We start from the raw sequence: 17,310 nt of genomic DNA, 5'->3' as shown, positions 1-17,310 counted from the left end.
CAGCCGGTCACTCCCGACCGAGGTCGCGGTGCACGACGAACGTGTCGACGCGGTCGCGGCCGCCCAGCTTGACGCTCAGCGCCTCGGCCACGGCGACCGACCGGTGCTTGCCGCCGGTGCAGCCGACGGCGACCGTGACGTAGCGACGGCCCTCGCGGACGTAGCCGTCGATCATCGTGTCGAGCAGGCTCCAGGCGCGCTCGAGGAAGTCCTCGGCGCCCTCCTGCCTCATCACGAACTCGCTGACCGGCGTGTCGCGTCCGGTGAGGGGGCGCAGCTCGGGCACCCAGTACGGGTTGGGCAGGAAGCGCATGTCGAAGACGACGTCGGCGTCGAGCGGCAGGCCGTACTTGAAGCCGAACGACATCACGGCGATGCGCAGCTGGACCTTCCGGTCACCGGCGAAGAGGGAGGACAGCTTGGCGCTCAGCTGGTGCACGTTGAGCCCGGAGCTGTCGATGACGACGTCGGCCGAGGATCGCAGGTCGAGGAGCAGCTGGCGCTCGCGCTGGATGCCGTCGAGCAGCCGGCCGTCGCCCTGGAGCGGGTGCGGGCGGCGCACGCTCTCGAACCGGCGGACGAGGGCCTCGTCGGTCGCGTCGAGGAAGACGAGGCTCGGGCGCTCGCCGCGGGCACGGGCGGCGCTGATGGCGCCGTCCAGCTGCGCGAACCAGCCCCGCGAGCGGACGTCGACGACCACGGCGACCTGCTGGAGGTGCTCCTGGGGGTGCTCTGCCCGGGCCTGGTCACGCAGCTCGGCCAGGTGGGTCAGCAGCTGTGGCGGGAGGTTGTCGACGACCAGCCAGCCGAGGTCCTCCAGGACGTTGGCAGTCGTGCTGCGGCCGGCTCCGCTCATTCCCGTCACGATGACGATCGGGGCGTCGGCCAAGGACGTCTGCGGCAGCGGCCTGCTGTCGGCGGTCATTCGAGGACTTCTCCTGTCGTGAGGTTCACGGCTGGCTCCTGCGGCGCTCCCTCGGCCAGGTGGCTTACCACGGCCGAGGCGAGGGCACGGCCGAAGCCGGGTACGGCCATGATGTCCGTTTCGTCCGCTGCGCGTAGGCGTTTGACCGAACCGAAGTGGCGCAGCAGTGCCTTCTGCCGGCTGGCGCCGAGACCGGGTATGCCGTCGAGCTGGGACGTCGTCATGGCCTTGGACCGGCGCTGCCGGTGGAAGGTGATCGCGAAGCGGTGGGCCTCGTCGCGCAGGCGCTGGAGCAGGTAGAGGCCCTCGCTCGTGCGCGGCAGGATGACGGGGTGCTCCTCGCGAGGGAGCCACACCTCCTCGAGCCGCTTGGCGAGGCCCACGAGGGCGACCTCCTCGATGCCGAGCTCGTCGAGGACCGCCTGCGCGGCGTTGACCTGCGGCAGGCCGCCGTCGACGACCACGAGGCTCGGCGGGTAGGCGAAGCGGCGGGGACGGCCCGTCTCGGGGTCGATGGGCCCGGAGGGCGACGAACCGTCCTCGTCGTCGACGACGCCGTTGCGGGCGCCGTCTGCGGAGCCCACGGACGAACCGTTCGGCGGGGTCGGGGTGACACCGGCGGGGTCGGAGCCGACACCCACGACCCCGGTGGACAGGTCGAGGTCGCCGGCACCCTCCGCGTCCTCGAGGTAGCGCCGGAACCGACGGGTGAGGACCTCGCGCATCGCGGCGGTGTCGTCGACCGTGACCGGCCCGTCGGCCGCCTCGCCGCTCATCGCGCCACGGACGATGAAGCGGCGGTACTCGCTCTTGCGGGCCAGGCCGTCCTCGAAGACCACCATCGACGCCACCACGTTGGTGCCCTGCACGTGGCTGACGTCGTAGCACTCGATGCGCAGCGGCGCGTCGTCGAGGCCGAGGTAGTCCTGCAGCTCCTGCAGCGCCTTGCTCCGGAGCGTCAGGTCGCCGGCGCGGGCCACCTTGTGCCGGGCCAGGGACTGCTCGGCGTTGCGCCGCACGGTCTCCATCAGGGTGCGCTTGTCGCCGCGCTGGGGCACCCGCACGCCCACCGCCGAGCCACGGACCGACGAGAGCCACTCGGTGACCGCCTGGAGGTCGGCCGGCAACGCGGGCACGAGCACCTCCCGGGGGACGGCGTCGCGGTCGGCTTCGCCGTAGACCTGCTGCAGCAGGTGCTCGACGAGCGTCGGGACGTCCTCGCTCTCCTTCTCGACCACCCAGCCACGCTGGCCGCGGATACGGCCGCCCCGCACGTGGAAGACCTGCACGGCGGCCTCGAGGTCGTCGTCGGCGAGGGCGAAGACGTCGGCGTCGGTGGCATCGCCGAGGACCACGGCCTGCTTCTCGAGCGCCTTGGTCAGCGCGCCGATGTCGTCGCGCAGCCGCGCCGCCTGCTCGAAGTCGAGCTCGGCCGCGGCCTCGCGCATCCGGGTCTCGAGCCGCTTGGCGAACCGGGTGGTGTTGCCGGCCATGAAGTCGCAGAAGTCCTCGGCGATGGCCCGGTGCTCCTCGGCGCTGACCCGGCCGACGCAGGGGGCGGAGCACTTGTCGATGTAGCCGAGCAGGCACGGGCGGCCGCTCGCCGCCGCGCGCTTGAAGACCCCGGACGAGCAGGTGCGCACCGGGAAGACGCGCAGCAGCAGGTCGAGGGTCTCGCGGATCGCCCAGGCGTGGCCGTAGGGCCCGAAGTAGCGGGTGCCCTTGCGCTTCGCGCCGCGCATGACCTGGGCCCGGGGGAACTCGTCAGCCATGGTGACGGCGAGGAAGGGGTAGGACTTGTCGTCGCGGTACTTGACGTTGAAGCGCGGGTCGAACTCCTTGATCCAGGAGTACTCGAGCTGGAGTGCCTCGACCTCGGTGCGCACGACCGTCCACTCGACGGAGGCCGCGGTGGTCACCATGGTGGCGGTGCGCGGGTGCAGCGCGGTGATGTCCTGGAAGTAGGACGAGAGCCGGGGCCGCAGCGACTTGGCCTTGCCGACGTAGATGACGCGCCCGTGCGAGTCGCGGAAACGGTAGACGCCCGGGTCGGTCGGGATCTCCCCCGGCTTCGGTCGGTAGGTCGTCGGATCCGCCACGGTCCCACCCTATGTCGGCCCACGGACGCTGCTGAACGGCGCCCGGACGGCCCCGGCTGGGGGCCAGGGCTCTGGGCTCGGCCGATCAGCTCACGGTGAGGGTGGCACCCGAGACCTTGACGGTCTTGGGCGTCAGGCCGGTCGGGGCCGGCCCGGAGACGACGTCGCCGGTGCTGTCGTCGAAGTGGCTCTGGTGGCAGGGGCAGATGATCTGGCCGCCCTCGACGGACCCCACGGTGCAGCCCTGGTGCGGGCAGATGGCGTCGAACGCCTTGAAGGTGCCGGCGGTCGGCTGGGTGACCACGGTCTTGGAGTCCGCGAAGACCTTGCCGCCGCCGACCGGGATCTCGGAGGTGGGTATGCCGTTTGCCCCGCCGCCGCCCGCGCCCCCGGCCGGTGGCGCTCCGCCGTTCCCCGACGGGACGGCCGGGCTGCTGCAGGCGGCCAGGACCCCGGCACCGGCCGCGACGCCGGCGAGCCTGAGGACGCCGCGCCGGTCGGTGAGTCCGGCCACGCGCTCGGCCAGGCCCTCGGCCGCCGGCGAACCACTGCTCTGCTGCTCGGTCATGGCTTCTTCTTCCGGGTCGGGGCGGTGGACCTCGTCTTGCTGACGGTGGTGCTCGGCGGCGTCGCCTTGGCGGCAGCGGTGGTGGCCGAACCGCGGGTGCGCTTCGCCGGTGACTTCACTGTGCGCGAGCCGGCTGGGCCCACGCCGTCAGCCCGCTGGGAGGAGGCGGCGCCCGTCTTCTTGGCACGCCCACCCGCCGTGGTGCGGGTCGTCGTGCGGGCCGTCCGCTCCAGGATCGGCTTGAGGAACCGGCCGGTGTGGCTGGCCTCGACCTGGGCGACGTGCTCGGGCGTGCCCTCGGCGATGACGGTGCCGCCACCGGAACCACCCTCTGGACCCATGTCGATGATCCAGTCTGCGTTCTTGATGACATCGAGGTTGTGCTCGATCACGATGACGGTGTTGCCCTTGTCGACGAGGCCCTGCAGGACGTCGAGGAGCTTGCGGATGTCCTCGAAGTGCAGGCCGGTGGTGGGCTCGTCGAGCACGTAGATGGTGCGTCCGGTGGACCGCTTCTGCAGCTCGCTCGCGAGCTTGACGCGCTGGGCCTCGCCGCCGGAGAGCGTCGGTGCCGGCTGGCCGAGCCGGACGTAGCCGAGGCCGACGTCGTTGAGCGTCTTGAGGTGGCGCGCGATGGCGGGCACCGCCTCGAAGAAGGTCGCCGCCTCCTCGATGGGCATGTCGAGCACGTCGGCGATGGTCTTGCCCTTGAAGTGGACCTCCAGCGTCTCGCGGTTGTAGCGCGCGCCGTGGCACACCTCGCAGGGGACGTAGACGTCGGGCAGGAAGTTCATCTCGATCTTGATCGTGCCGTCGCCGGAGCACGCGTCGCAGCGGCCGCCCTTGACGTTGAACGAGAACCGGCCCGGCTGGTAGCCGCGCACCTTGGCCTCGGTGGTCTCGGCGAACAGCTTGCGCATGTTGTCGAAGACGCCGGTGTAGGTCGCGGGGTTCGAGCGCGGGGTGCGGCCGATCGGGCTCTGGTCGACGTGGACGACCTTGTCGAGCTGGTCGAGGCCGGTGACGGTCTTGTGCCGTCCGGGGACGTGCCGGGCGCCGTTGAGCTTGTTGGCGAGCACGTTGTAGAGGATGTCGTTGACCAGGGTCGACTTGCCCGAGCCCGAGACGCCGGTGACGGCGACGAGGTTGCCGAGCGGGAAGTTCACCGACACGTTCTGGAGGTTGTTCTCGCGGGCCCCGGAGACGGTGATCTGGCGGCCGTCGTAGCCGCGTCGCACCTCCGGTGTCGGGATCTCGCGACGGCCGGAGAGGTACATGCCCGTCAGCGAGTCGGGGTGCTCGAGCAGGCCCTTGACGGGACCGGAGTGCACGACGTGGCCGCCGTGCTCCCCCGCGCCCGGGCCGATGTCGACGACCCAGTCGGCGGTGGCGATGGTGTCCTCGTCGTGCTCGACGACGATGAGGGTGTTGCCGAGGTCGCGCAGGCGGGTCAAGGTCTCGATGAGGCGGTGGTTGTCGCGCTGGTGCAGGCCGATCGAGGGCTCGTCGAGGACGTAGAGGACGCCGACGAGGCCGGAGCCGATCTGCGTGGCGAGTCGGATGCGCTGGGCCTCACCGCCCGACAGCGTGCCGGCGGGACGGTCGAGCGAGAGGTAGTCGAGGCCGACGTCGAGCAGGAAGCCGAGCCGTGCGTCGATCTCCTTGATGACGCGTTCGGCGATCTGCTTCTCGCGCGGGGTGAAGTCGACGGTGTCGAGGAAGCCGGCTGCCTCGTTGATGGCGAGCCCGCAGACCTCGGAGATGTTCTTGCCGCCGAGGAGCACGGCGAGCGACTCGGGCTTGAGGCGCGCGCCCTTGCAGACTGGGCACGGGACCTCGCGCATGAAGCCCTCGTAGCGGTCGCGGCTCCACTCCGACTCGGTCTCGGAGTGGCGGCGCTTGATGAACGGCACGACGCCCTCGAAGCCGGTCGTGTAGGAGCGGTCGCGGCCGTAGCGGTTCTTGTACTTGACGTGCACCTTGTAGTTCTGGCCGTGCAGCAGCGCCTCCTTGGCCCGCGCCGGCAACGCCCGCCACGGCACGTCCATGGAGAACTTCATGTCCTCGGCGAGGGCGCCCATGACGCGCTGGAAGTACTCGGCGGAGCCGGACCCCTGCGCCCAGGGCGCGATGGCGCCGTCGGCCAGCGAGAGGTCGTCGTCGGGGACGACCAGCTCGGGGTCGACCTCGAGCTCGGTGCCGATGCCGGTGCACTCGGGGCAGGCGCCGAAGGGCGAGTTGAAGGAGAAGGAGCGCGGCTGGATCTCGTCCATGCCGAGCGGGTGGTTGTTGGGGCAGGCCATCTTCTCGGAGAAGCGGCGCTCGCGGTCCTTGGCCTTGGCGTCGCGGTCGACGAAGTCGATGATGACGATGCCGCCGGCGAGCCCGAGCGCCGTCTCGACGGAGTCGGTCAGGCGACGCTTGGAGCCGGTGTCCTCGCCCTTGGCCACGAGACGGTCGACGACGACCTCGATGGTGTGCTTGCGCTGCTTCTCGAGGGTCGGCGGCTCGGCGAGGCTGATGACGTCGCCGTCGACGCGGGCGCGGGAGAAGCCCTTGGTCTGCAGCTCGGCGAACAGGTCGACGAACTCGCCCTTGCGGCCCTGGACGACGGGGGCCAGCACCTGGAAGCGAGTGCGGTCCTCGAGCGTGAGCAGCTGGTCGACGATCTGCTGCGGGGACTGCCGGGTCACCGGCTCGCCGCACACGGGGCAGTGCGGCCGCCCGGCCCGGGCGAAGAGCAGCCGGAGGTAGTCGTAGACCTCGGTGATGGTGCCCACGGTCGAGCGCGGGTTGCGGTTGGTCGACTTCTGGTCGATCGAGACCGCGGGCGAGAGCCCCTCGATGAAGTCGACGTCGGGCTTGTCCATCTGCCCGAGGAACTGCCGGGCGTATGCCGACAGCGACTCGACGTAGCGACGCTGGCCCTCCGCGAAGATCGTGTCGAACGCGAGGCTCGACTTGCCCGATCCCGAGAGGCCCGTGAAGACGATGAGGCTGTCACGCGGGAGGTCGACGGAGACGTCGCGCAGGTTGTGCTCCCGCGCGCCGCGGACGACGAGGGAATGGGTGTTGCCGGTGGGCATAGCAGTCACGCGGAACATGCTAGGTCGGGCGACCGACAGTCCCCGCATCGGAGCCGGCCGCCCGGCACGGGGCTCACGATGCGGCTTACGTCTGGAAGGCCCCGGGACGGCATACTCTGCGCATGAGCGAGCACGTGCCCACACCGATCGAGGACTACGCCGTGCTGGGCGACCTCGGGAGCGCCGCCCTCGTGAGCCGGCGGGGCTCCGTCGACTGGCTGTGCCTGCCCCGGTTCGACTCGCGGGCGTGCTTCTCGGCCCTGGTGGGCAGCCCGGAGCACGGGCGCTGGCTCCTCGCCCCGGCCGACCCCGACGCGGTGACGACGCGGCGCTACATCGGCAGCTCCTTCGCCCTCGAGACGATCCACGAGACGCCGACGGGCCGGGTCCGCGTCACCGACGTGATGCCCCTCGGGGACGGCCGTTCCGACCTGCTCCGCCGCATCGAGGGCGTCGAGGGCACCGTGCGCATGGTCCACGAGTGGACGGTGCGCTTCAACTACGGCCGCACGCGCCCGTGGGTCGCCCGGCACACGGACGACCGCGAGGACCGCACCGACGAGATCATCACGGCCATCGCCGGTCCCGACATGCTGGTGCTCCGCGGCGCGCGCCTCCCGCACGCGGAGGACGGCCACCACGTCGACGAGTTCGACGTGGTGGCGGGCCAGACCCTCACCTTCTCGACGACCTGGTTCCGCAGCCACGACGACGTCCCGCCCCCGTTGCGGGTGCGGGCCCGCATCCGCGAGACCATCGCGCGCAGCGAGCAGTACGCCGCCCGCAGCCACTACCGGGGCCCGTACGCCGAGGCCGTGACCCGCTCGCTCCTCGTCCTGCGCGGCCTGACGCACCAGGACACCGGCGGCATCGTCGCCGCGCCCACGACCTCGCTGCCCGAGGACTTCGGCGGCGAGCGCAACTGGGACTACCGCTTCTGCTGGCTCCGCGACGCCGCCCTGACCCTGGAGGCCCTGCTCGGCTGCGGCTACCTCGAGGAGACGGCGCTCTGGCGCGACTGGCTGCTGCGGGCCGTCGCCGGTGACCCCGAGGACATGCAGATCATGTACCGCGTCGACGGCGGTCGCGACCTCCCCGAGCGGGTGCTCGACCACCTCCCCGGGTATGCCGGGTCGCTCCCCGTGCGCGTCGGCAACGCTGCCGTGGGCCAGCGGCAGACCGACGTGCTGGGCGAGGTGATGATCGCGCTGCACCACGCGCGTTCCCGTGGCCTGGAGGAGAACCTCGACTCGTGGCACCTGCAGCGAGCGCTCGTCAACCACCTGGCCGAGCACTGGCAGGAGCCGGACAACGGCCTCTGGGAGATCCGCGGCCCGCGCCGCCACTTCACCCACTCCCGGGCGATGGTGTGGGCGGCCTTCGACCGGGCGGTCCGGGCCGTGGAGCAGCACGGGCTCGAGGGGCCGGTGGAGACGTGGCGCGAGCTTCGTGACCGGGTCCGCGACGAGGTGCTGACGAAGGGCTTCGACACGGAGCGGGGCACGTTCGTCCAGCACTACGACACGGCCGAGGTCGACGCGTCGCTGCTGACGCTCTCGGCCATCGGCTTCGTCGACGGCGACGACCCGCGGATGCTCGGCACCATCGCCGCCGTGGAGTCCGACCTGCTGCGCCACGGCCTCGTCCTGCGCTACCGCACCGACAGCGGCGTCGACGGGCTGGCCGGCGACGAGCACCCCTTCGTCGCGTGCTCGTTCTGGCTCGTGACCGCCTACGCGAAGGCGGGTATGACGACGGAGGCCACCGAGCTGATGGACCGGCTCGTGGCCCTGGGCAACGACGTGGGGCTGCTGTCGGAGGAGTACGACCCGGTGGCGCGACGCATGGTGGGCAACTTCCCGCAGGCGTTCTCGCACCTGGCACTCATCGGCGCGGCGCTCGCGCTGGCCGAGGCGAACGGAGAGGACACAGATGCGGCACGCTGACGTCACACCGGCCCTCGTGGCCGCCGAGACGGACCGGCTCGTCTCCACCGCGCTGGGCCTGCACGATCCTGACGGGTCGTCCCCGTCGTTGTGCGAGGGCTGGACGCGAGGCCACGTGCTGGCCCACGTCGCGCGCAACGCGGACGCCCTCGCCCGCGTCTGCGACGTCGCCCTGACGGGCGTTCCGGGAACGATGTACGACGACGTCGCCTCGCGCGACGCCGACATCGACCGGGACGCCGGGCGCCCGCTGTCCGAGCACGTCGCCGACCTGCGTGAGTCGGCGGCCCGCCTCACCGGGCGCCTGGAGCTGCTGAGGCCCGAGCACTCGGACGTCCGCGTCGAGCGAACCCCCGGCGGCTTCCCGATCGCCGTCGGCCTGGTGGCGTTCATGCGGCTGCGCGAGGTCGTCTTCCACCACGTCGACCTCGACGCCGGCTACACCTTCGCGAGCACGCCGTCCGAGGTCGTGTCGCTCTTCCTGCGCGACGCCGTCAACCGCCTCGCCCACGCCGACGCGCCACCGTCGCTGCGGATCCGCACCGACGAGGGCGACGAGCACACCGTCGGGGACGGCACCACCCTCGTCACCGGTCCGGGCGCCGACGTGCTGGCGTGGCTGGCCCGCGGGGCCACCGACGGCGTCCGCTTCGACGGGCCCGTCCCCACCCTGCCCTTCGGAGGCTGACGTGACCGACACCCACCACCCCCACCACGACCACCCAGACCGGCCCGACCGGCCCGACCGGCCCGACGACCAGCGGCCCGACCCCTCCCCCGCGGGCTACACCGGCCACGTCACCGCGGGCGGCCCACCCGCGGTCCGCGAGCTCCCCGCCCTGACCATCCGCAAGCTCGAGGTCGGCGGCTTCGGCAACAACGCCTACCTGCTGACCTGTCGTGCCACCGGCGAGCAGCTGCTCGTCGACGCGGCGGCCGAGCCGGACCGGCTCCGGTCGCTCGTCACCTCCGACAGTGGCGGCCTGGCCACGATCGTCACCACCCACTCGCACCACGACCACGTCGGGGCGCTCGCCGACCTCGTCGACGCGACGGGCGCCCGCACGGTGGCCGGGGCCGACGACGCCGACGCGCTGCCCGTCCCCGTCGACGTGCGCGTCGGGCACGGCGACACCATCTCCGTGGGTGACGTCGAGCTCGACGTCATCCACCTGCGCGGGCACACTCCCGGCTCGATCGCGCTCGCCTACCCCGACCCCGACGGCCACACCCATCTCTTCACGGGCGACAGCCTCTTCCCGGGCGGCGTGGGCAACACGAAGAACCCCGGCCAGAGCTTCGCGTCGCTCATCGAGGACGTGACGACGCGGGTCTTCGATGTCTACGACGACGACACGTGGTTCTACCCCGGCCACGGCGACGACTCGACGCTGGGCGCCGAGCGCCCGCACCTGCCCGAGTGGCGCGCCCGCGGCTGGTGACCGCCGACGCCGGCTGACGGCATACGCCACCGGCTGCCACCGAAGGTCACCGAGCCCGTATGCCGCCCCGCGGGCTCGCGAGCGCACGGACGCTCCTGGGCTACTGGGCGTCCTCGAGGTCCGAGCTGGGGTTGGTGTCGAGCTCGGAGATCAGCGACTCGAGCTCGGTCCGGAGGAACGCGAGGTCGTCGGGGACGTTCGTCAGCAGGATGTGCCGACGCGGGTTGTGGGCGACGCAGAGCCCGACACCGAGGCGGGAGCGCCCGTGGCGCTCACGCCACGCGCGCTCGAGGTCGGGACCGCCGGTCCAGTCGACCGGTGCGTGGAGCCAGCCCTTCACGTCCACGAGATCGCCGTCCGGGCCGTGACGACGGTTCTTCGGGGGATCGAAGCCCTCGAGGGTGATCCGCTCTTCCATACCTCTGACGGTACGGCTCCCGGGGCCTCCCGACCAGAGCTCGCCCGACCTCGGGCCTCCTGAGTGAGTGGGCAGGCACGCGCAGTCGCACCGGGCGAAGCGGTGTCGCAGGCTGGTGCGAGGATGTCCGGCGTGAGCTCGCCCGTCGCCGTTCCCGCTGCCGTCCGCCCCACGCACCTCGTCCGCGTGCCCGTCACGACCGTCTGGTCGGCACCAGACAGCCCGCGCCCCGTCGACGAGCCGATCGTGCGCGACGTCCCCGACGCCCGGGAGTGGCTCGCCGCCCTCGACGCCGACGCGGGCGACGACGAGTCCGGCAACGGCCGCCTGGGGCTGCACGGCCGGGTCGAGACCCAGCTCCTCGAGGACGAGCCGGTGACCGTGGTCGGCACGGACCGGTCGGGCTCGTGGGCGCAGGTCGTCGCGCCGTGGCAGCTCTCTCCCAAGGACGAGCGCGGCTACCCCGGCTGGGTGCCCGTCGCGCACCTGGACCCCGTGGCGCCGGAGGACGCGGTTCCCGCGCCTCGCGCACGGCTGGTGGCCGAGTCCGTCGACGAGGACGCCACCCACCCCGCGGTGGCCGAGGCGCGGCTCCACCTGGGGCTCCCCTACCTCTGGTGCGGCATCACCCCGCTCGGCTTCGACTGCTCGGGGCTGGTCCTGCACGCCTGGCGGCTGCTCGGGCTCGTCGTCGCGCGCGACGCCTACGCCCAGGCCGAGTTCGCGGCGCCGGTCGACCTCGGGGCCGAGCGGGCGGGCGACCTCTACTTCTTCGCCCGTCCGGGGCGACGCATCCACCACGTCGGGATCGTCGTGCGTCCCGGGCGGATGGTGCACGCGTCGGAGACCGGTGGCGTCCTCGTCGAGGAGGACCTGCCGGCCGACCGCGTCGCCACGCTGGTCGCTGCCGGGCGCCTGCCGATGCCGTGAGCGTCGACCAGCGCACCGCCCCTCTCCTCGTCCTCGGCGGCGTCGTCTCGGTCCAGTTCGGCGCGGCCCTGGCCGCCACGCTGGTCCCGCGCATCGGCGCCCCGGGATCGGTCCTGCTCCGACTGCTCTTCGCGATGGTGATCCTCTGTCTGGTCGCCCGCCCCTCCTGGCGCGGCCACCGGCGGTCGGACTGGGGCACCGTCGCGCTCTTCGGGCTGGCCCTGGCCGCGATGAACACCTCCTTCTACGCCTCCCTCGCCCACCTGCCGATCGGGGTCGCCGTGACGGTCGAGTTCCTCGGCCCGTTGGGGCTGGCGGCGGCAGCGAGCCGACGAGCCCGTGACCTCGTCGCCGTGGCGGCGGCAGCCCTCGGGGTCGTGCTCGTCTCGGGAGTGCTGCACACCTCCTTGGCGCAGCTCGACCTCGTCGGGGTGGGCTTCGCGGCGCTCGCGGGTGTGATGTGGGCGGCCTACATCGTGCTGAGCCAGCGCACGGGCAGGGTGTTCGGCGGTCTCGACGGACTGGCGCTCGCCCTCGTCGTCTCCACCGTGGTCATCGCCCCCTTCGGGCTGTCCTCGGTCGACCGGTGGAGCGCGCGCGACGTCGCCCTCGGGCTCGGCATCGCGGTCCTCTCGTCGGTCCTGCCCTACTCCCTCGAGCTCATGGCCCTGCGCCACCTCGCGCAGCGGGTGTTCGGCATCCTGCTCAGCCTCGAGCCGGTCGTGGCGGCGCTGGCCGGCCTCGTGGTGCTGCACCAGGTGCTCGCGGGCGGGCAGGTCGCGGGGATGGCGCTCGTCGTGCTGGCCAGCGCCATCGTCCTCGGCACGCAGGCGCGTCCGGAGACTCCCGACGCGGCGCTGGGTCCAGGCTGATGAGCGCTCCCGTCAGGGCACCCCGCAGCGGCCCCTCGCCCCGCTTGACCTCGAGCACGCTCGAGGTCCTACGTTCGTCGCATGACCTCGAGCACGATGCGCCCTGACGCCCGGGACGCCGTCCCCGACGAGGGCGGCGGGATCCTCTCCCCAGCACTGCGGGCCACCACCATCGGCGTCCTCGCGCTCGTCTCGCTGCACGCCTTCGAGGCCCTCGCCCTGACCACCGTCATGCCGACCATCGCTCGGGAGCTCGACGGGGCCTCGCTCTACGCCATGGCCTTCACCGCGACGCTGGCCTCCGGCATCGTCAGCATCGTCTGGTCGGGCAACCTCGCCGACCGGCGCGGTCCGAGACCGCCCCTGCTCATCGGTCTGTGCCTCTTCGCGGTCGGCCTCGTCGTGGCGGGCCTCGCCCCCTCGATGGGCCTGCTCGTCGTCGCCCGCGTCGTGCAGGGCCTCGGCGCCGGCATGACGAGCACCGCGCTCTACGTGCTCGTGACCCGCGTCTACCCGCAGCGGCTGCACACCGCGATCCTCGCCGGCTTCTCGGCCGCCTGGGTGGTGCCGTCGATCGCCGGGCCCTTCGTGGCCGGCCTGATCGCGCAGACCATCGGGTGGCGGTGGGTCTTCGGACTGGCTCTCGTGGTGCTGGTCGTCGCCGCGGTCCTGCTCGGGCGCATCGTCAGCGGCCTGCGACAGGAGCTGGTCGACGTGCCGTGGCGCCGCCGCTCCATCGCCGCCTCGGTCCTGCTCGCAGCCGCCGTGCTCGGCCTCAACGCCGCCTCCGACCGCCTCGACGCGCTGGGCATCGCCCTCGCCGTGACCGCCGTGGTCCTCGTGGGCCTGACGCTGCTGCCGCTGACCCCGCGCGGCACCCTGCGAGCGGCGCGCGGCCTGCCCACCGACATCGCCCTGCGGGCTCTCGCCTTCGCGGCCTTCAGCGGGGCCGAGGTCTACCTCCCCCGCCTGCTGACGGACCGCGACGGCCTGAGCCCCGCGCTCGCCGGCGTCGCCCTGACCATCACCGGCGTCACCTGGTTCGCCGGGTCCTGGGTGCAGGGCCGCTGGGACCACCGCTTCGAGGTCGGGCGCACCGCCGCCGTGTCGCTGGCCGCCATCACCCTCAGCCTGATTGGGCTCGGCGCCGCCGTGGGTGCGGGCGCTCCCACCTGGGTCGTCATCTCACTCTTCCCGCTGGTCGGCCTGGGCATCGGCACGCTCTACCCGCGCGTCACGGCCCAGGCCCTGTCGCGCGCCGACGCGACCGAGCAGGGATTCGTCAGCTCCGCCCTGCAGATCGGCGACTCGTCGGGGGCAGCCACCGCCATCGCCGTGTCGGCCATCGTCTTCGCGGGCGCCGGGTCGGCTGTGCCCAGCGCGTATGCCGCCGTCTTCGCCGTCATGGCCGTCCCCGCCCTGCTCGGCTGGCTCGTCGCCCACCGCGTGCGATAGGGGCACCTTGGCCAGACGTCGCGGGCGGTCGCTGGCGGCCTCGTGCGTTCGTGTCGCGGCCGGCTGGGAGCCGCACCCGCAGCGGCCACGGACACACCCCGACAACGCCGGCACCCGGCCTACGCGGTGTCACGGGCCCGGAGGTGCGGGGTGCGGCCGGGCGGCTCGTGTTTGGTCCACGGCGCATGCGGGGACGATAGGAGCATGACGGTCAGGGCGCTGGGCCAGGAGCAGTTCGCAGCCCTGCGGGCGGAACCGCTGACCTACCCGCGAGACGCCGTCGCAGCGGCCGGGCCCCCGCCGCCGGGCTACCGGCACTTCGAGAAGAGCGTGCGCCTGCAGCGGCGGGACTTCGAGGGCTCGGCCCGGGACCTGCTCGGTTGGCGGGTGCAGGACCGGGCCGGCCTCCAGGTCCGCGCGTCCGGGACCGCAGCAACACCGGGCACGGTCGTGGAGCTGCGTCTCGGGGTCGGACGGCTGGCGGTCCGGATCCCGTGCCGCGTCGTCGAGGTCATCGACGAGCCGGACCGCCGGGGCTTCGCCTACGGCACCCTCCCCGGCCACCCGGAGTCGGGCGAGGAGCGGTTCGTCCTCGAGCGACAGCCGGATGGCGGCATCCGGTTCACGGTGGCCGCCGTCTCCTGCCACGCCTCCCTGCTCGCGCGGCTGGGCGGCCCGGTCAGCCGATGGGTCCAGGACGGGATGACCCGGCGCTACCTCCACTCGCTGGACCGGCTGTGAACACCGGTCGGGGCCGGCGCTGGGGCGCGCGTGCAGGGTCCGTGGCGTGAGGCAGCTCTCCTTCGCGCACGAGCAGGCCGTCGAGCGTCTCAGCCGACAGGTCGGCGAGCTCGTGGCCGCGGCCGGCTCGATGAGCGACCTGGAGCTGCTCGGTTCCTCACTCTGCCACGGCTGGAGTCGGCTCGATGTCGTCGTGCACGTGCGCATGGGACTGCAGGAGATGGCACTCGGGACGATTGCCGCCAGCGGTGAGGAGCCGGACCACGACGCGGCCTCCTACTGGGCGGCCCACCCGGACGACCGGGACGACGACCCGGTGCTCCACATCCTGTGGCTGCGTCGGACGGCGGCCGCCTACAGCCGCCCGAGGGCTGCCGTCACCCACCTGCGGGAGGCGGCCGATGCCGCGGTCCGCGCCGCGCAGACCATGCCGGAGGGGACTGTCGCCTTCCAGGGCAAGCACCTGCGCAGCGGTGACTTCCTGGCCACCTGGGTGGTCGAGCTGGCCGTGCACCAGCTGGATCTCGGGGTGACCGACGACGGCTCGTCGGGGCTGGCATGGACGCGGGCGACGCTCGAAGCGATCGCTGAGGCAGAGCTGCCGGCCGCCCTCGAGGACCGGACGGCTGTCCTCGTCGGGCTCGGACGCCAGCAGCCCCCGCCGTCCGCACAGCCGGGTCCGGCGTTCCCCGTCTCGCTCTGAGCGGCGAGGCCCAGCAGCCGGCTCAGGGCCGGACGACCGGCCTGCAGATCGACCCGCAACGCACCTCCTGCCGAACGGATGGCCCGGTTCGGGACCTAGGTCCCTGTCGCGAGGGCCACGAAATCCGTAGGTTCTCGATCAGCACCTCGTACGACGCTGGGACGCCACACGGACCACCCCGACCGGGGGCCGCCGCGGCCAGCCTGACCCCTCCATACGCACCTACGCCCGGCTGTGGCCAGCCTTGGCATTGGAGTACTGCATGTCGCTTGCACCGAACCTGCCCACCTCCACCGACGACACCGCACAGCAGCTGTCGACGATGAGCATCCGCGAGCTGATCGGCGCCCTGAGCGCCACCGAGGATCGCTTGCGGCACCTACCGATCTTCGTCCCCTTCGGCGGGCGGCTCGTCACCAACCCCGAGCGTCGCCTGCTGCTGCGCCGCCAGCGAATGGTGATCGCGAACCTGCGCAGGCGCCGTGCCACACTGCGGGCGACCATGGCGGCCCACTAGGACCGATCCCTCCAGCTCGCCCGGCGGCCGCGGCGGCGCCTCGCCGCGCTACCTCGCGGTCGCGACGGAGGTTGCGCCAGGCCCGACCATGGTGGTCGTCTCGGCATCGAAGATCCACGCGGGCGGGTCTGGCACCAGGACGCCGACCACGTGGGGGCCGTTCCCGACGCGACCCAGGTCGACGACAGGGCCCGACGCGGCTCGGGCGATGAGCTGCCGGCACTCCGCAGGGCGGCACCAGTCCGGGAGCAGTCCGTCCTGGTCGGCGCGGATGGCCATTCGCATGGTGCCGGCCATGATGCCGCCCTCGCGCGAATGGCGTAGGGCCGGGTCCATGTAGACGACGACGACCGGCCGCTCGCCGTCCGGGCCCACGCGCGTGGCCTGCGCGGCGATCGCCGCGTACTCGCCTCGCGTCGCCTGGTGCTCGCCCACGTCGGACCGCCAGGCGAGCACCCCGCCGACGGCGAGGAGGGCCAGCGCCAGGGCGCCGACGCGGTCGCTCTGGAGGCCGCGCAGACGGCCGCCTCCCGCGCCTTCCGTGACTCGCACGAGCAGGAGGGCCGCGGGCAGCACGGCGACGTACCAGGTCCACAGCTCGCCCCGGGAGTCGGTGACGACACCGGTCACGAGCACCTGGGCCGCATCGATACCGCCGGCGACGGCCAGGGCGGCCAGCAGGCGCAGCAGGCGCGGACGCACCGCGGCGTCGCGCAGGCCGAGCGCGACCGCGATGACCGCGACCACTGCGACCCACCACTGTGCGGCCCACAGGGTTGCGGCAGCCTCCGCCCAGCGTCCGGTGTTCGTGACCAGCGCGTCCCACGACGTGAGCGGGTTGGGATTGCGCCAGTAGGCGATCTTGATCCCGAAGTAGTCGTTGCCGATCCAGTTCAGCAGGTACGCGACGCCGACCCCGAGGGCGAAGCACGCCACCCAGCCCACGACGACGGCGAGCACGCGTCGCCAGGACGCCCGGCGCAGCAGCACGACGGCGAAGAGCACGAGCAGCACGCCGACGGGTGGGTAGGTCAGCACGACGCAGACCTCGGAGACGACCAGCCACAGACCGAACCGCAGGCGCGAGCGCGCCGCCCACGGCAGCGCCCACACCGCACCCGCGGCGACGAGCACGGAGGCCGTCAGCGCGCCCGGCCAGTAGAGGAGCTGGACCCACACCGCGGAGGCGTAGAGGGCCAGTCCGAGCAGGGCGTCGACCAGCGGCCGCGGGCGGATGCCGGCGAGGTGCAGCACGCGCCACAGCCCGGCGACGAGCAGGGCGTAGCCCAAGGCATACGTGATCGCCGCGGAGGTCGGGGTGCCGTGCTGGCCGACCACGGCCCACCACAGGTGGTTGAGCCAGCGCCCCTCGTAGAGGTCGTGCTCGGCGACGGACGTGACACCCGCGGTGTTCTCCGGCACCAGGAAGGGCCAGTCGTCATGTCGGATGAACGGGGTCACGGCCTGGTTGAACGCCTCCGTCAGCACGAGGGCAACCGCGAGGACGGCAGGAACGAGGTAGCGCCGGCGCGTCGGCCCGGGGTCGACGCGGTGGGACGCCCCGGTGGCGGTGGGGGTGAGCGTGCTGGTCGTCATGAGGTCGTCGTC

15 protein-coding genes are annotated in these 17,310 nt (G+C 72.7%); 9 read left to right on the top strand and 6 right to left on the bottom strand.

Annotated elements, in window-relative coordinates:
- Positions 1-7 precede the first annotated feature (7 nt).
- From rapZ to uvrA, 4 genes are all read right to left on the bottom strand, one after another.
- Positions 8-925: an RNase adapter RapZ gene (gene rapZ / locus ABD194_RS05085; RefSeq protein WP_343988622.1), complete on the bottom strand. Its 918-nt coding sequence runs from the start codon at positions 923-925 to the stop codon at positions 8-10.
- Positions 922-3,024, bottom strand: a complete 2,103-nt coding sequence (uvrC, locus tag ABD194_RS05080; RefSeq protein ID WP_343988619.1) for an excinuclease ABC subunit UvrC — start codon at positions 3,022-3,024, stop codon at positions 922-924. Before uvrC ends, rapZ begins: the two co-directional genes overlap by 4 nt.
- 85 nt (positions 3,025-3,109) lie before the next feature.
- Positions 3,110-3,592: a Rieske (2Fe-2S) protein gene (locus ABD194_RS05075; RefSeq protein WP_343988616.1), complete on the bottom strand. Its 483-nt coding sequence runs from the start codon at positions 3,590-3,592 to the stop codon at positions 3,110-3,112.
- Positions 3,589-6,696, bottom strand: coding sequence for an excinuclease ABC subunit UvrA (uvrA, locus tag ABD194_RS05070; RefSeq protein WP_343988613.1), 3,108 nt, complete (start codon positions 6,694-6,696; stop codon positions 3,589-3,591). The genes ABD194_RS05075 and uvrA overlap by 4 nt, the downstream gene beginning before the upstream one ends.
- 104 nt (positions 6,697-6,800) lie before the next feature.
- Here uvrA and ABD194_RS05065 point away from each other — a divergent pair, with 104 nt between their 5' ends.
- The 3 genes from ABD194_RS05065 to ABD194_RS05055 all read left to right on the top strand — a co-directional run bounded on the left by ABD194_RS05065 (position 6,801) and on the right by ABD194_RS05055 (position 10,066).
- Positions 6,801-8,624, top strand: a complete 1,824-nt coding sequence (locus ABD194_RS05065; RefSeq protein WP_343988610.1) for a glycoside hydrolase family 15 protein — start codon at positions 6,801-6,803, stop codon at positions 8,622-8,624.
- A complete protein-coding gene (locus tag ABD194_RS05060) occupies positions 8,611-9,312 on the top strand; it encodes a maleylpyruvate isomerase family mycothiol-dependent enzyme (RefSeq protein ID WP_343988608.1) in 702 nt (233 codons plus the stop codon). Before ABD194_RS05065 ends, ABD194_RS05060 begins: the two co-directional genes overlap by 14 nt.
- A 151-nt stretch (positions 9,313-9,463) precedes the next feature.
- The gene (locus tag ABD194_RS05055; protein WP_343988817.1) at positions 9,464-10,066 is read left to right on the top strand and encodes an MBL fold metallo-hydrolase; all 603 of its coding nucleotides are present in this window, start codon (positions 9,464-9,466) and stop codon (positions 10,064-10,066) included.
- Between the two features lie 100 nt (positions 10,067-10,166).
- Here the strand turns inward: ABD194_RS05055 and ABD194_RS05050 are convergent, their stop codons facing one another.
- Positions 10,167-10,484, bottom strand: a complete 318-nt coding sequence (locus ABD194_RS05050; protein ID WP_343988605.1) for a hypothetical protein — start codon at positions 10,482-10,484, stop codon at positions 10,167-10,169.
- 132 nt (positions 10,485-10,616) lie between these two features.
- Here ABD194_RS05050 and ABD194_RS05045 point away from each other — a divergent pair, with 132 nt between their 5' ends.
- The 6 genes from ABD194_RS05045 (at position 10,617) to ABD194_RS05020 (ending at position 15,702) form a co-directional block, all read left to right on the top strand.
- Positions 10,617-11,414 carry a C40 family peptidase gene (locus ABD194_RS05045; RefSeq protein ID WP_343988602.1) on the top strand — a complete coding sequence of 266 codons (798 nt, stop codon included), beginning with the start codon at positions 10,617-10,619 and terminating at the stop codon, positions 11,412-11,414.
- Positions 11,411-12,286: an EamA family transporter gene (locus tag ABD194_RS05040; RefSeq protein WP_343988599.1), complete on the top strand. Its 876-nt coding sequence runs from the start codon at positions 11,411-11,413 to the stop codon at positions 12,284-12,286. The genes ABD194_RS05045 and ABD194_RS05040 overlap by 4 nt, the downstream gene beginning before the upstream one ends.
- Before the next feature lie 81 nt (positions 12,287-12,367).
- Positions 12,368-13,741, top strand: a complete 1,374-nt coding sequence (locus tag ABD194_RS05035) for an MFS transporter (protein ID WP_343988596.1) — start codon at positions 12,368-12,370, stop codon at positions 13,739-13,741.
- 204 nt (positions 13,742-13,945) lie between these two features.
- Positions 13,946-14,482 carry a DUF1990 domain-containing protein gene (locus ABD194_RS05030; RefSeq protein WP_343988592.1) on the top strand — a complete coding sequence of 179 codons (537 nt, stop codon included), beginning with the start codon at positions 13,946-13,948 and terminating at the stop codon, positions 14,480-14,482.
- 46 nt (positions 14,483-14,528) lie between these two features.
- Complete coding sequence (locus ABD194_RS05025) at positions 14,529-15,185, top strand: maleylpyruvate isomerase N-terminal domain-containing protein (protein ID WP_343988589.1); 657 nt, start codon at positions 14,529-14,531, stop codon at positions 15,183-15,185.
- Between the two features lie 262 nt (positions 15,186-15,447).
- A complete protein-coding gene (locus ABD194_RS05020; RefSeq protein WP_343988586.1) occupies positions 15,448-15,702 on the top strand; it encodes a hypothetical protein in 255 nt (84 codons plus the stop codon).
- Between the two features lie 48 nt (positions 15,703-15,750).
- On the opposite strand, the gene ABD194_RS05015 is transcribed toward ABD194_RS05020, so the two are convergent.
- Positions 15,751-17,298, bottom strand: coding sequence for a hypothetical protein (locus tag ABD194_RS05015; protein WP_343988583.1), 1,548 nt, complete (start codon positions 17,296-17,298; stop codon positions 15,751-15,753).
- Positions 17,299-17,310: the final 12 nt, after the last annotated feature.

The organism is Terrabacter terrae (assembly GCF_039529575.1).
Taxonomy (GTDB): Bacteria; Actinomycetota; Actinomycetes; order Actinomycetales; family Dermatophilaceae; genus Terrabacter; species Terrabacter terrae.
Note: the sequence above shows the minus strand (reverse complement) of the source record. Positions and strands in the feature narration are given on the sequence as shown.